The sequence below is a fragment of the Sphingomonas sp. P2_B6 genome, assembly GCF_056404755.1.
This window is the reverse complement of the sequence record NZ_JBFUDK010000006.1, coordinates 214,902-227,648: the sequence shown is the minus strand read 5'-3', so window position 1 is coordinate 227,648 and position 12,747 is coordinate 214,902. Positions and strand designations below refer to the sequence as shown.

Below are 12,747 nucleotides of genomic sequence, written 5' to 3'. Positions count from 1 at the left end.
TCGAAACGAACGGAAGAGGGAAACAGGCCTCGCTTAGCCAGATGCTTCAGCCCCGCAACACCGCCCCCAGCTTTGTCGCCGCCGCCACGACCTTGTCGGCGACGACCTTCAGTTCCTCGTCGGTGAAGCTCTTCTCACCGGGCTGGAGCGTGACTTCGAGCGCAAGGCTCTTCTGGCCCTCGTCGACGCCAGGACCGGTGAAGACGTCGAACAGCCGCACGCCAGTGATCGCCGCCTTGTCCGCGCCCTTCACGGCGCGGAGCAACGAATCGGCGCCGAGATCGACGGGCACGAGGAACGCGAAGTCGCGGCGCACGGCCTGCAGCGCGGGCGGCGCATAGGCCGGGCGCATGAAGCCGGCCGAGCGCTTGCCGGGGATCGCATCGAGATACAGCTCGACCGCGGCGACCGGACCGTCGAGATCGAAAGCGCGGGCGGTGAGCGGGTGGACCATGCCGAAGGCGGCGAGCACCGTCTTCGGGCCGAGGCGCAGGGTGCCGGACTGGCCGGGATGCCAGGCATCGCCCGACGCTTCGTCAATTGGCCCCATGACCTGGAGATTCTCCACCGGGGCGCCGGCCGCGGCGAGCAGCGCGAGCGCCTCCGCCTTGGCATCGAACGCGTCGAACGGGACGGCCTTGCCCTGCTGCCAGCCGCGCGGGCGGCCTTCGCCGGCGAGGACCACGCCGAGCGTCGGGCGTTCCTTGTCAGCCAGATAGCGGCGGCCGATCTCGAACAGGCGCACGGTCTGCGCGCCGCGCTTCAAATTGCGCGCTGCCGCGGCGAGCAGGCCGGGGAGCAGCGACGGGCGCATGACCTTGAGGTCTTCGCTGATCGGGTTGGCGAGGCTCCAGGCACCGCCGCCGAAGGGCGCGGCTTCGGCCTCGGACAGGAAACTCCACGTCACCGCCTCATTGAGGCCGCGCGCGGCGGCCGCGCGGCGGGCGCGGCGTTCCAGTTTCTGCTCGGGCGTGGCCGTCGGCGTGGCGACGCCGGGCAGGCGATCGAGCGGGACCGGCGGGACCTTGTCGATGCCTTCGATGCGGATGACTTCCTCGACCAGATCGGCCGAGCCGTCCACGTCGCGGCGCCAGCTCGGCACGGTCACGTTCCAGCCGGCATCGACCGCGAAGCCGAGGCTTTCGAGGATCGTCTTTTGCCGGTCGGGCGCGATGGCGAGGCCGCCCAACGTCTCGGCGCGGTTGGTGTCATAGGCAATGACGCGCGGCGTCACCGGCGGGGTGCCGGCGCGTGTCACGCTACTGGCCGTGCCGCCGCAAATGTCGGTCACCAGCCGCGTGGCGATGGCGAGGCCGTCTTCGAGGAAGGCCGGATCGACGCCGCGCTCGAAGCGGGCGCGGGCATCGCTGGTCAGCCCGAGCTTCTGGCCGGTGCGGGCGATATGATCGGGATCGAAATAGGCGCATTCGATCAGCACGTCGGTCGTTTCCGCCGACACGCCCGATTCCTCGCCGCCCATGATGCCGCCGATATCATGGGCATGCATATCGTCGGCGATGACCGTCATGGTCTCGTCGAGGGTGTAGGTCTTGCCGTTGAGCGCGAGGGCGGTTTCGCCCGGCCTTGCCCGGCGTGCGACGAGCCCGCCCGTCAGTTTCGCCCGGTCATAGACATGGAGCGGGCGGCCGAGATCGATCATCACATAATTGGTGATGTCGACCAGTGCCGAGATCGGGCGCTGCCCGATCGCGGTGAGGCGGCGCTGCATCCAGCCCGGCGCCTGGCCGTTCGTCACGCCCGAGACCGACTGGCCGAAATAGGCCGGGCAGCCCTCCGGATCCTCGATTCGGACATCGGGGCCCGGGCCTTCGCCCGCCACCGGATCGACCGCGAGCGGCTTCAACGTGCCGAGGCCAGCGGCGGCGAGATCGCGCGCGATGCCGCGCACGCCCATGCAATCCTGGCGGTTGGGCGTGATGGCGACGTCGATCACCGGATCGTTGAGGCCGGCATAGTCCGGAAAAGGCGTGCCGATCGGCGCGTCTTCGGGCAGCTCGATGATGCCGTCATGATCCTCGCCCAGCTCTAGCTCGCGCGTGGAGCACATCATGCCGTTCGATTCGACGCCGCGGATCGCCGCGACCTTCAGCACCATGCCGTTGGACGGCACGACCGCGCCGGGCAGGCCGAACACGCCGACCAGGCCGGCGCGCGCGTTGGGCGCGCCGCACACGACCTGAAGCGGGCCCTCGCCGGCATCGACGGTGAGGACCTGGAGCTTGTCGGCCTGGGGGTGCGGGGCAGCGGTCAGCACTTTCGCCACCTTGAAGGCAGCGAGCTTCTCGCCCGGATTCTCCACGCCTTCGACCTCGAGGCCGACACGGGTCAGCGCCTCGACGATCGTGTCGAGGTCTGCGGTCGTCTCCAGATGCTCCTGGAGCCAGCTCAGGGTGAACTTCATGCCCCGACTCCCCCGGACAAGGTGGGCACGTCGAGTGCCGCGAATCCATAATGTTTCAGCCAGCGGATATCGCCGTCGAAGAAGGCGCGCAGATCGTCCATGCCGTATTTGAGCATGGCGAGGCGATCGATGCCGCAGCCGAACGCGAAGCCCTGCCACTCGTCGGGATCATAGCCGCCGGCCTCGATCACTTTGCGGTGGACCATGCCGCTGCCGAGCACTTCCATCCAGCCATCCGACCCGCCGATCACGCGCTTGCCGTTGACCAGGCTGAAGCCGACATCGACCTCGGCCGACGGCTCGGTGAAGGGGAAATAGCTGGGGCGCAGGCGCAGGACGATGTCGTCGCGCTCGAAGAACGCCTTGAGAAAGGTCTCCAGGGTCCATTTGAGATGGCCGAGGGTGATGCCCTTGTCGATCACCAGCCCCTCSACCTGATGGAACATCGGSGWGTGGGTGGCGTCGCTGTCCGAGCGATAGGTGCGACCGGGTGCGATGATGCGGATCGGCTTGTTGCCGCCGGCCGCTTGCATCGCGCGGATCTGCACGGGCGAGGTATGCGTGCGGAGCAGCATCCGCGAGGAACCGAGCGCGGCCCGCGGCGAGCCAAGCTCGCCGTCGGACGACGGGCTTTGCCCGTCGCCGGCCGTGCTCGCCTCCGGCTGCGCCGGGAAGTAAAAGGTGTCGTGCATCGCGCGGGCCGGGTGAGTCTCCGGGATGTTGAGCGCGGTGAAATTATACCAGTCGTCTTCAATCTCCGGGCCGGTCGCGACCGCGAAGCCGAGATCGGCGAAAATCTCCGCCAGCTCATCCATCACCTGGCTGACCGGGTGGACGCTGCCGGTGCCCCCCCCGCTATTGGCGCCGTCGGCGGGGAGCGTCATGTCGAGCGTCTCGCGGGCGAGGCGTGCGTCGAGATCGGCACGGTCGAGCGCTGCCTTCTTGTCGGCGATCGCCGCCGTCACGGCTTCGCGCAGGCCCTGGATACGCGGGCCTTCGACAAGGCGCTGCTCGGGCGACATGCCGCCCAGTGTTTTGAGCAGGCCGGTGATCGTGCCCTGCTTGCCCAGCGCGCCGACGCGCACCGTATCGAGCGCGTCGAGCCCGCCCGACGCCTCCACGGCGGCGAGCAAATGGTCACGCAACTGGTCGAGATCGGTCATGCAGCCCTCTTCATATCAAGGTCGATCGCCCAGAGAATGAGCGCGCCGTCCTCCGGATCGTCGCGCGTGCCGGTACGAACGAAACCGTTCTTTTCGAGCACGCGCTGCGAGCCCGGATTGTCCACGCTCGTCCCGGCGGTCAAGCCGGGATGTCCGTGTTCGAGCAGGATCGGCAGCAAGGCAGCCAGCGCCCGGGTCATCACGCCGCGACCTTCATGCGCCGGGGCGATGCCATAGCCGATCTCGTAGCGGCCATCCTCGTCGCGCCTGGTGAAGCTGGTCATGCCGACCACCATGTCGCCCTCGGCGATCAGCCAGGCAGTCGGCTTGTCCGTCGTCGCGGCGACCTGCGCCGTGACGCCGCGGAGCATGGCGCTGACCTCGGGCGGGGCGATGCCCCCTTCGCACTGGACCAGCCCGTCAGCGCGCGATTCCTCGCCCAGCAGCCAGGCATAGTCACGGTCAGTCATGGGGTGGAGCGTGATCATCAACTCGATTCCCAACGAAAAGGGCGCGGGTGGAAAACCACCCGCGCCCCAAATTTCGGTCGCTACAGGTCGCTCAGGCGGCCTGGGGCAGAGCCGCCTTCGCCTGCGCGATGATGGCGCTAAACGCAGCACCTTCGTGCATCGCGATGTCGGCCAGGACCTTCCGGTCGAGTTCGACGCCGGCGAGCTTCAGGCCGTGCATGAACGTGCCATAGGTGAGGCCCTCAACGCGGACGGCCGCGTTGATGCGCTGGATCCAGAGCGCCCGGAACGAGCGCTTCTTCACCTTGCGGTCACGATAGGCGTACTGGCCGGCCTTTTCGACGGCCTGACGGGCGATGCGGATCGTGTTCTTGCGACGGCCATAATAGCCCTTCGCCTGATCGAGGATCCGGTTATGCTTTGCGCGGGTGGTTACACCCCGTTTTACGCGTGCCATTCTCTATATCCTCCAGTTCAGCTCAGACCGTAAGGCGCCCAGGCCTTCACGGTTGCGGTGTCTGCCTTGGACAGGACCGAGGTGCCGCGGTTCTGGCGGATATACTTGCCGTTGTGGCTGATCAGGCGGTGGCGCTTGCCGGCGACGCCATGCTTCAGCTTTCCGGTGGCAGTGAGCGTGAAGCGCTTCTTCACGCCGCTCTTCGTCTTGAGTTTGGGCATTTTCGTCTCCTCATATTCGCGACGATCTATGAACGGCCACGGCAGCCCATACCGGCCGGGCAGTTCCTCTTACTCGCGGAAAGGCGGGCGCATAGCGGCATGCCCCGTGGAATGCAACCTTTTGGAACTTGCGGCGTGCGCGAACGGTTGGAGGGCGATGGATTTGCCGCCTAAAACCAACCCCGCCGAAGAAACGGCTGCGGATCGGGTCGAAGAACCGCCCGTCGCGACCGAATCGGCTGCGGAAACGCCAAGTACCGGGCGGCGGCTTTCCAAGCCCTGGCGAATCGTGCGCAACGTGGTGCTGGGCGTTATCGGCACGATCTTCCTTGCCTGGCTGATCCTGTACATCACCAAGGGCCGGTTCCTGAAGCATCCGTTCGAACGGACCGTCGCGGCGATGACACACCGCACGGTGAAGGTGCCGGGCGACTTCCAGCTCTATTTCGATCCGATCAGCATCCATTTCGTCGCCGAGGGGATGACGATCTCCAATCCGGCCTGGGCGTCCAAACCCAATTTGTTCGAGGCAAAGCGAATCGATACGCGAATCGCCACCTTCCCGCTGATCTTCGGCAATCGCCGGATCCGGTGGCTCGACATGCTCGACGGCGCGGTGGATCTGGAGTGGAGCAAGGACCGCAAGAGCAACACCTGGACGTTCAGCGAGGGCAAGGGAAAACCCTTCGAGATGCCGCTGATCCGCCGTGCGACCGTTTCGGGGACCACGCTGCGCTATGTCGATCCCCGGCTGCAGTTATCAGTCGATCTCGCTTTCCAGACGATCAAGGCGAGCGACACGCGGTTCGAGAATACGATCCAGTTCACCGGCAAGGGTATCGAGCGGACGACGCCCTTCACGCTGTATGGGGCGATGCTGACGCCGAACGCCACCGTGACCAACGGCAAGAACCAGCTCGAAATGCATATCAAGGCGGCGCGGACCGCAATCGACGTTTCAGGCACGCTCGACGCGCCGACGCGAATCGAAGGCGCGAACCTGAAGGTCACCGCGCGCGGCACCAACATCGCCGATCTGTTCAGCATCATCGGCGTGGCAGTGCCCGAGACCCGGTCCTATCGGCTCGATTCGGCGCTGACCAAGGTCGGCGACGAGTATCGCTTCATGGGGCTGAAAGGCCATTTCGGCGACAGCGATATCGGTGGCAAGCTGACGGTGGCGATGATCGAGCCCCGGCTGAAGATTACCGCGGCGCTGGCGACCCGCACCCTGGATATCGTCGATGTGGCGCCGTTCATCGGCTATAACCCGGATGAGGTCGCAGCCCGGGGCAAGGCGGGTGTGATCACGCAGGTCGGCGGCGCGCCGCGGCTGCTGCCCGATGCGACCCTGCGCGTCGAGGCGCTGCGCAATTTCGATGCGGCCGTCCAGTACAAGGTGCGGTCGCTGCGCGCGAAGAGCGTGCCGGTGTCGAACATCGACCTGACGCTGGGGCTCGACAACAGCCTGCTGACGCTATCGCCGCTGACCTTCGACATGGCGCGCGGGCACGTCTCATCGGACATCAAGATCAATGCGCGCCAGCCGGTGGTGCACACCGATTACGATATCCGCCTGTCGCCGACGCCGATGGGCGTTCTGCTGGCTGGCTATGGGGTGGACGAGGCCGGTACCAGCGGCACCGTGAAGGCGCGGATCCAGCTGACCGGGGACGGCGATACCGTCCACGAATCGCTGTCGACCTCGAGCGGGCGAATCGCGATCATCATTCCGGCCGGCAGTTTCTGGACGCGCAACGTGCAGCTGTCCGAGCTCGATATCGGCACCTTTGTCCAGAAGATGTTCGAGGGGAAATTGAAGGAACCGGTGCGGATCAATTGCGGGCTGATCGCCTTCACGGTGCGGCGCGGTATCGCGGCGGCCGACCCGATCCTGATCGACACCCAGAAGAATGTGATCCTGGGCAGGGGCGGGTTCAGCTTCCGGAACGAATCGCTCGATCTCGCCTTTCGCGCCGACGGCAAGAAGTTCAGCCTGATCTCCGGCCAGTCGCCGGTGGGCCTGAACGGCTATTTCGCGAAGCCCGGGATCAACGTGGTCAGTCCGCAATTGCTGACGCGAGCTGGTGCCGGGCTTGGCCTGGCGCTGGTGGCGAGCCCGATCGCGGGTGTCCTTGCCTTTGTCGATATCGGCGACGCGAAAAGCGCGGCGTGCGGGCCCGTGCTGTCGGGCGCGACCGCAACGGCGCAGCGTACCACCAAGGGGCTGCCGCGCGACGATGTCGGCCACGGCACCACGGCCAAGGCGGAAAACGGGAAGAAGACGCCGCAGGAGCGCAAGGAGCAGAAGAAGAAGTTTCTGGGGATCTTCTGACGCGAACTCAGTGCCCGCGACAGGCCAGGGCTTCCAGAATATCCTCGATCCGTGCCGGATCGCCCGCCGCGACGACTTCGCCGATGCTGTCGGCGGTGAGCGGATCACCCGACCAGTCGCACATGCGCCCGCCGGCGCCTTCGACCACGGGCACCAGCGCCGCGAAATCGTGCAGCTTCAGCCCGTCCTCGACCACGATGTCGAGCCAGCCCGAGGCGAGACAGGCATAATTATAGCAATCGCCGCCGAGCACCGTGCTCATCACCGCCGAATCGAGATGTTCGAAGGCGTGGAGTTGATCGTCGCCGAACAGCGCCGGCGAGGTCGTCGCAAGCAGCGCCTTCGACAGTTCGGGGCAACTGCGCGTGGCCGCGGGCTTGCCGTTGAACAGGGTCGGGCGGCCGATCACGCCGAGCCAGCGCTCGCGCAGGATCGGCTGGTCGATCACGCCGAGCACCGGCCAACCATCGGCGACCAGCGCGATCAGGGTACCGAAGATCGGGCGGCCCGAGATGAACGCGCGGGTGCCGTCGATCGGATCGAGCACCCAGGCGCGGCCGCTGGTGCCTTCGCGCACGCCATATTCCTCGCCGATGATGGCATCGTCGGGGAAGCGCGCCTCGATCGCCGCGCGCATCGCTGCCTCGGCGGCGCGATCGGCGAGGGTGACGGGCGAGGCGTCTTCCTTGGCCTCGAGCCCATGGCTGTTGCGGAAATAGGGCCGGATCGCCTCCCCGGCGAGGCCGGCAAGGGTTTCGGCAAAGGCGATCTCTGCATCGGTGACTCGCATGGCTATCGCGTAGCCGGGCCGCTCGCGGCGCGCCAGCCCGGTCAGTTGGGACTCGCGTCCGTAACAATCGGCTGGCAACACTTTGCGAATGCGCATCCTGACGATCCCCGCCGCCGCGACGATGTTGCTCCTCGCTGGCCCCGCCGCCGCTCAGCTCCGCCCGCTGGTCGAGCCGGTCGCCTCGGCCGAGGCCGCCCGGCAGGGCGTCGAGGTGTTCCTGCTCAACGAGGGCACTGCCGCGGCACCGGCCGAGGGCCCGGCCGAGATCGAGACCATCGCCGGGGACGGTGCCCATTTGCGGCTGATCATCACGCCCGACGCAGTGCTGACCGTGCAGCCCGGCGCATTCGCCAGACTGCATTACCGGCTAGCCGCCGCCGCGCCGGCCCGGCCAGCCGAGACCGCCCAGGCCATTGAAGCGGACTCGCCCGTGACGCCCCCGGTTCAGGTCGCGGCCGTCGAACGGGTCGTCACGGATTCCTCGGGTTCGTCGAGCGGCTTCTGGGATCGCTTCCGGCCGCACGAGCCGATTTACGGCGCGGCCGGCCTGGGCGATGCCGGTGCCAAGCTGCAATTCAGCTTCGCCTTCCGCGCGCTGGGCCGGGAAGGCGGCCCCAATCTCAACTTCGCCTATACCCACACCATGTTCTGGGCGCTGGGGGAGCCCTCCGGCCCGTTCCGCGCGACCAATTACAGTCCGGAAGTCTATGTCGACATGCCGATCGACCCGACGACGACGGTCGGCGGCGGCTATCGCCACGATTCTAACGGGCTGGGCGTGGGCGGCTCGATCGACGTCAATCGCGTGTTCGTCCGCGCCGCCAGGGATTTCCGGCTGGGCAACGGCTGGACCCTGCAGCTGGTGCCCCAGGCCTGGTTCTATGTCGGACAGCAGGGCGCCGCGCCCGATCTCGACCGTTATTGGGGCTATAGCGCGCTCACTGCCTCGATCGGCCGGAAGGACGGCATCAAGCTTTCGGTGACCGGCCGCGGCAATCCGGGGACTGGCAAGGGCGCGGCCGAAGCCTATCTGTCCTATCCGCTCGCCTCCATTTCCGACGATCTGCCGCACATCTATCTCTTTGGTCAGGCATTCACTGGCTATGGCGAGGCGCTGAGCGACTATAATCGCCGCGCTACACACGCCCGGATCGGCATCGCCTTCACCCGCTAGGCGCAACGCCACTCGGGGGTGGCAGCGCGGGCCGGACCAGCCGCGGGTCGCGCATTAGCCACGCCAATTAATGGTGCAAAATCCCAATATCGCGCCGTCATTTTTCCCATTCCGATGTGGGCGGGATTGGTCGACCCAGCAATTTCAATGCTTTGCGAGTTTGGCACGCTCGATGCAGTCATCCTGGCATCGGCGGCCGGATGGTCCGGATCGCCAAGATCAGGGAATGAAACAATGTCCGTCCGTTTTCACAATGTCCAGAACCTCGCGCTCTCGTTCTTCGGTGCGCTGCTGTTCACCGCGCTGATGGTCAGCGCAGCCGTCCCCGTCGTCCCGGTTGTCTGAACCGGGACGCAGACCCAGAGAAAGATCGTAAAATGACTCGCTCCCTCGTGATCGGTTTCGCGTCCTTCGCGACGACCGCCCTCCTCATCCTCGGCCAGTACGCCGCCGTCGGCGCGATCGGCTGAAGACCCCGCCCCGCCGCCCGCAGCGATAATGCGGGCGTAGCGGGGGCGAAGCGTGTAGCGTTCCGCCAGGGCATCCGCCCGATAAGGAACCGCCGCCATGGCCAAGAGCCAGAAAAAATCGAACAAGGAAGTCCGCAAGCCCAAGGCGGAAAAAGCCCCCAAGGCCAACGCGTCGAACCCTTCGAGCAAGGGCAAGGCCGTCGAAATGACCACGATCAAGAGCTGATCCATGGCCAGTGACGACGACGATTTCGTCTATGACGAAGCAAGCGGTGAATGGATCAGCGCTGCCGTTGCGCAGGCGCTATCGGCCGACGCCGATATCGTCGAAGTGCGCGACTCGGTGGGCAATCTGCTCGCCGATGGCGACCAGGTGACCTTGATCAAGGACCTGACCGTGAAGGGTGCCGGCCAGACGCTGAAGCGCGGCACCCTGATCAAATCGATCCGGCTGACCGGCGATCCACAGGAGATCGACTGCCGGTACGAGGGCATCAAGGGCTTGGTGCTGCGCGCGGAGTTCGTGCGCAAGCGCTGACGCGGACCGGCCGGGCCGGCCCACGCCGCCGTCGATCAGGCGTCGGCTTCGGCCAGCTCGGCCTGGGCGTTGAGCGTGCTTTCCGCCATCGCCGTCAGCTTCTCGTCGGTCGCCTTCTCTTCGGCCAGGGTTTCGGCGAGCACGCTCGCGCAGTCGGCGCGGCCAAGCTGTTTTGCCCAGGCGATCAAGGTGCCGTACCGCGTGATCTCATAATGCTCGACGGCCTGCGCCGCAGCGACCAGCGCCGCATCGAGCACCTGCTTGTCGGCAATATCGCCGGCGATCTCGTTGGCTTCCTTGATGATGCCGTCGATCGCCGGACAGGTCACTGCCTTCGGCTCCCGACCATGCATCTGGAAAACGCGCTCGAGCCGGGCGATCTGCCCTTCTGTCTCGCGCAGATGAGTCTCGAAGCCGGCCTTGAGGTCGGCTGCGGTCGCTTTTTCGATCATTTTGGGCAATGCCTTGGTGATCTGGTGCTCAGCGTAATAAATGTCCTGCAGGGTATGCACGAACAGGTCGTCGAGCGACTCTATATCCTTGGTGAAAAGTCCCATGTCTCGTCTCCATTGATATTGGCCGGTCCGGCCACAGGGGGCGCCGAGCGGCAGCGGTGAAACGTCAGGACGCAATCAAGGTTGCGGGCGATATCAGCGGCTTGATCTGCATCGGTGCGATTCCGGAACCTCGCTAAGCTTGCCTGTGTTCTTATTATGTTCTATTCTGCGGGCATGCAGCAATGCTTCGATTTCCTGGCCGGGGATATCGTCCGCTGGCGCGACCGGCTTGGGCCGGTGCTGGACGGCCTGGGCCTCCCGGCACGCCGCAAGCCAACAGGTCAGTTCGTCAAATCGCTGATCAGCGGGCGAACGCGCGATCCCATATCGCTGGCCGCCTATCATCGCCTGCGGGCCTGTTTCGGATCCGCATCCGGAATCGCCGCCGCAACGCCAGCTGCGGTGGAGGACATTATCGCCGACGTCACCTTTGCGCCGAACAAGGCCAGATGGCTTGTCGGCGCCCTCCGACAGATCGAGCTGGAACGCGGAAATTGCGACCTCGCCTTCCTGGGCGGACCACCGCTCGACGACGCTATGGCGTGGCTCGAGCAGCTTCCGGGCGTCGGACGCAAGGTGGCCGCATCGACGCTCAATGCCAGTACGCTTTCGCGGCCAGTGATGATCGTCGACAGCCATGTGCTGCGCATCCTGCAACGGCTTGGGTTCGTCACCGAAGCCGCCGATGCGCGGACGGCGAGCGAGACAGTGACCGCAGCGATGCCGGGCTGGAGCGGCGACGACTTCCTGTCCTTCCACATCGTCATGAAATATCTGGGCCGGACGATCTGCCGGTTCGATTCGCCCGAATGCGCTGCCTGCCCGCTCGCGGCCGACTGTCCGTCACGGCGCGATTGACAGGCGCGGCCGGGTTCGGACATGCCGGGGGCCATGAGCGATGCGGTCAAACTCCATCCGAGCTGGCTCGAACCCCTCCGGCCCGAGTTCGACAGCCCCTATATGGCGGCGCTCAAGGCCTATCTCGTCGCGGAGAAGGCAGCGGGCAAGCGCATCTTTCCCAAGGGTAATGAGTGGTTCCGCGCGCTCGACCTGACCGCGCTCGAGGAGGTGCGGGTCGTGATCCTGGGGCAGGACCCCTATCATGGCGAGGGCCAGGCGCACGGCCTGTGCTTCTCGGTGCAGCCCGGCGTCCGGCCGCCGCCGAGCCTGGTCAACATGTACAAGGAAATGGCGAGCGACCTGGGCATCCAGCCGGCGCGCCACGGTTTCCTGGAGCATTGGGCGAAGCAAGGCGTGCTGCTGCTCAATTCCGTGCTGACGGTGCAGATGGGCATGGCCGCCTCGCACCGCGACCGCGGATGGGAGAAGTTCACCGACGCCGTCATCCGCCTCGTCAATGCGAAGCCCGAGCCGGTCGTGTTCATGCTATGGGGCAGCTATGCCCAGAAAAAGGCGGCGTTCGTCGACAGCGTGGATCGCGGCGGGCGGCATCTGGTGCTGAAGGCAGCGCACCCCTCCCCGCTATCCGCACATGCGGGTTTTTTCGGGTGCCGGCATTTCTCCAAGGCGAACGCCTTTCTCGAAAGCCATGGGCAGAAACCGATCGACTGGGCGTTGCCGGCCCTGAACTGACGCCGGCGCGGCCAGCGGCCAGCGACCGCACACGATATGCTGAGTCAGCCCGACCTTGCTGTGCACCAGCAAGAGCTCGTCCGCCTGCCAGCTGATCGGCTCCACCTCCCAGTCGAACGCGTCGCCCTTGCGATAGACCAGGGTGAGATGCGGGCTGAAACGATAGGGCTGCCCGCGCAAGCGATCGACCCGCGCGATCGCGGCCGCGAGCCGCGCCTGCAGGTCGAACAGCGCTCCGATCCGCTCGCTCGGCCGCAGCACGACCGATCGGGCACTGCCGGTCATGCGATCCATCACGATCCGGAACGGCGGGACGGCAACGCACTCGCCGATCGCCTGCATCAGCGGAACGGCCCAGCCCGGCAGGCGCGGAAAATCCAGCTTGCACAGCGTGATGTGCAGATAGTCGGTCCGGACGGGCCAGCCGAGATCGAGGAGGCGGCGTTCCTGATCGATATGCGCCGCCACGGGTGCCGGCGGACGCAGCAGGAAGAGCAGGCGATCTGACCGTTCGAAGAACATGGCATGCGACTCGACAGTGTGTTCTCTTTATGTTC

14 protein-coding genes are annotated in these 12,747 nt (G+C 66.1%); 6 read left to right on the top strand and 8 right to left on the bottom strand.

What is annotated here, in order from left to right:
- Nucleotides 1-46: 46 nt before the first annotated feature.
- The 5 genes from pheT to rpmI all read right to left on the bottom strand — a co-directional run bounded on the left by pheT (nt 47) and on the right by rpmI (nt 4,733).
- Nucleotides 47-2,422 (bottom strand): phenylalanine--tRNA ligase subunit beta, encoded by a 2,376-nt coding sequence (pheT, locus tag AC1DX5_RS11330; RefSeq protein WP_478015466.1) that lies wholly within the window; start codon nt 2,420-2,422, stop codon nt 47-49.
- Nucleotides 2,419-3,585 carry a phenylalanine--tRNA ligase subunit alpha gene (gene pheS / locus AC1DX5_RS11325; RefSeq protein WP_478015464.1) on the bottom strand — a complete coding sequence of 389 codons (1,167 nt, stop codon included), beginning with the start codon at nt 3,583-3,585 and terminating at the stop codon, nt 2,419-2,421. The genes pheT and pheS overlap by 4 nt, the downstream gene beginning before the upstream one ends.
- Nucleotides 3,582-4,073 (bottom strand): GNAT family N-acetyltransferase, encoded by a 492-nt coding sequence (locus tag AC1DX5_RS11320; protein ID WP_478015462.1) that lies wholly within the window; start codon nt 4,071-4,073, stop codon nt 3,582-3,584. The genes pheS and AC1DX5_RS11320 overlap by 4 nt, the downstream gene beginning before the upstream one ends.
- A 73-nt stretch (nt 4,074-4,146) precedes the next feature.
- A complete protein-coding gene (gene rplT, locus AC1DX5_RS11315; RefSeq protein ID WP_272623763.1) occupies nt 4,147-4,512 on the bottom strand; it encodes a 50S ribosomal protein L20 in 366 nt (121 codons plus the stop codon).
- Between the two features lie 17 nt (nt 4,513-4,529).
- Nucleotides 4,530-4,733 carry a 50S ribosomal protein L35 gene (rpmI, locus tag AC1DX5_RS11310; protein WP_272623764.1) on the bottom strand — a complete coding sequence of 68 codons (204 nt, stop codon included), beginning with the start codon at nt 4,731-4,733 and terminating at the stop codon, nt 4,530-4,532.
- A gap of 157 nt (nt 4,734-4,890) precedes the next feature.
- Here rpmI and AC1DX5_RS11305 point away from each other — a divergent pair, with 157 nt between their 5' ends.
- A complete protein-coding gene (locus AC1DX5_RS11305; protein WP_478015460.1) occupies nt 4,891-7,068 on the top strand; it encodes an AsmA family protein in 2,178 nt (725 codons plus the stop codon).
- 7 nt (nt 7,069-7,075) lie between these two features.
- Here the strand turns inward: AC1DX5_RS11305 and hisN are convergent, their stop codons facing one another.
- Nucleotides 7,076-7,858, bottom strand: a complete 783-nt coding sequence (gene hisN / locus AC1DX5_RS11300) for a histidinol-phosphatase (protein WP_478015518.1) — start codon at nt 7,856-7,858, stop codon at nt 7,076-7,078.
- Between the two features lie 88 nt (nt 7,859-7,946).
- On the opposite strand from hisN, the gene AC1DX5_RS11295 reads away from it, so the two are divergent.
- The 3 genes from AC1DX5_RS11295 to AC1DX5_RS11285 all read left to right on the top strand — a co-directional run bounded on the left by AC1DX5_RS11295 (nt 7,947) and on the right by AC1DX5_RS11285 (nt 10,040).
- Nucleotides 7,947-9,032, top strand: a complete 1,086-nt coding sequence (locus AC1DX5_RS11295; RefSeq protein ID WP_478015458.1) for a phospholipase A — start codon at nt 7,947-7,949, stop codon at nt 9,030-9,032.
- A 567-nt stretch (nt 9,033-9,599) separates the two neighbouring features.
- Nucleotides 9,600-9,728, top strand: a complete 129-nt coding sequence (locus AC1DX5_RS11290; RefSeq protein ID WP_372856315.1) for a hypothetical protein — start codon at nt 9,600-9,602, stop codon at nt 9,726-9,728.
- Nucleotides 9,729-9,731: 3 nt separating this feature from the next.
- Nucleotides 9,732-10,040: an alkylphosphonate utilization protein gene (locus tag AC1DX5_RS11285; RefSeq protein WP_465171325.1), complete on the top strand. Its 309-nt coding sequence runs from the start codon at nt 9,732-9,734 to the stop codon at nt 10,038-10,040.
- Nucleotides 10,041-10,075: 35 nt separating this feature from the next.
- On the opposite strand, the gene AC1DX5_RS11280 is transcribed toward AC1DX5_RS11285, so the two are convergent.
- A complete protein-coding gene (locus AC1DX5_RS11280; RefSeq protein ID WP_478015456.1) occupies nt 10,076-10,597 on the bottom strand; it encodes a YciE/YciF ferroxidase family protein in 522 nt (173 codons plus the stop codon).
- A gap of 156 nt (nt 10,598-10,753) precedes the next feature.
- Here AC1DX5_RS11280 and AC1DX5_RS11275 point away from each other — a divergent pair, with 156 nt between their 5' ends.
- Nucleotides 10,754-11,455 (top strand): endonuclease III domain-containing protein, encoded by a 702-nt coding sequence (locus AC1DX5_RS11275; protein ID WP_478015454.1) that lies wholly within the window; start codon nt 10,754-10,756, stop codon nt 11,453-11,455.
- Between the two features lie 33 nt (nt 11,456-11,488).
- Entirely contained in the window at nt 11,489-12,190 is a 702-nt protein-coding gene (gene ung / locus AC1DX5_RS11270) for a uracil-DNA glycosylase (protein ID WP_478015452.1), read from the top strand.
- Here the strand turns inward: ung and AC1DX5_RS11265 are convergent.
- Nucleotides 12,080-12,712 (bottom strand): 2'-5' RNA ligase family protein, encoded by a 633-nt coding sequence (locus AC1DX5_RS11265; protein ID WP_465171321.1) that lies wholly within the window; start codon nt 12,710-12,712, stop codon nt 12,080-12,082. The two genes, ung and AC1DX5_RS11265, sit on opposite strands and share 111 nt — an antisense overlap.
- Between the last annotated feature and the right edge of the window lie 35 nt (nt 12,713-12,747).

What these genes read in the sequence shown, in the direction of transcription:
- pheT (WP_478015466.1), bottom strand. Translation starts at nt 2,422, where the DNA reads ATGAAGTTCACCCTGAGCTGGCTCCAGGAGCATCTGGAGACGACCGCA.
- AC1DX5_RS11320 (WP_478015462.1), bottom strand. Translation starts at nt 4,073, where the DNA reads ATGATCACGCTCCACCCCATGACTGACCGTGACTATGCCTGGCTGCTG.
- rplT (WP_272623763.1), bottom strand. Translation starts at nt 4,512, where the DNA reads ATGGCACGCGTAAAACGGGGTGTAACCACCCGCGCAAAGCATAACCGG.
- rpmI (WP_272623764.1), bottom strand. Translation starts at nt 4,733, where the DNA reads ATGCCCAAACTCAAGACGAAGAGCGGCGTGAAGAAGCGCTTCACGCTC.
- AC1DX5_RS11305 (WP_478015460.1), top strand. Translation starts at nt 4,891, where the DNA reads ATGGATTTGCCGCCTAAAACCAACCCCGCCGAAGAAACGGCTGCGGAT.
- hisN (WP_478015518.1), bottom strand. Translation starts at nt 7,858, where the DNA reads ATGCGAGTCACCGATGCAGAGATCGCCTTTGCCGAAACCCTTGCCGGC.
- AC1DX5_RS11295 (WP_478015458.1), top strand. Translation starts at nt 7,947, where the DNA reads ATGCGCATCCTGACGATCCCCGCCGCCGCGACGATGTTGCTCCTCGCT.
- AC1DX5_RS11290 (WP_372856315.1), top strand. Translation starts at nt 9,600, where the DNA reads ATGGCCAAGAGCCAGAAAAAATCGAACAAGGAAGTCCGCAAGCCCAAG.
- AC1DX5_RS11285 (WP_465171325.1), top strand. Translation starts at nt 9,732, where the DNA reads ATGGCCAGTGACGACGACGATTTCGTCTATGACGAAGCAAGCGGTGAA.
- AC1DX5_RS11280 (WP_478015456.1), bottom strand. Translation starts at nt 10,597, where the DNA reads ATGGGACTTTTCACCAAGGATATAGAGTCGCTCGACGACCTGTTCGTG.
- AC1DX5_RS11275 (WP_478015454.1), top strand. Translation starts at nt 10,754, where the DNA reads ATGTTCTATTCTGCGGGCATGCAGCAATGCTTCGATTTCCTGGCCGGG.
- ung (WP_478015452.1), top strand. Translation starts at nt 11,489, where the DNA reads ATGAGCGATGCGGTCAAACTCCATCCGAGCTGGCTCGAACCCCTCCGG.
- AC1DX5_RS11265 (WP_465171321.1), bottom strand. Translation starts at nt 12,712, where the DNA reads ATGTTCTTCGAACGGTCAGATCGCCTGCTCTTCCTGCTGCGTCCGCCG.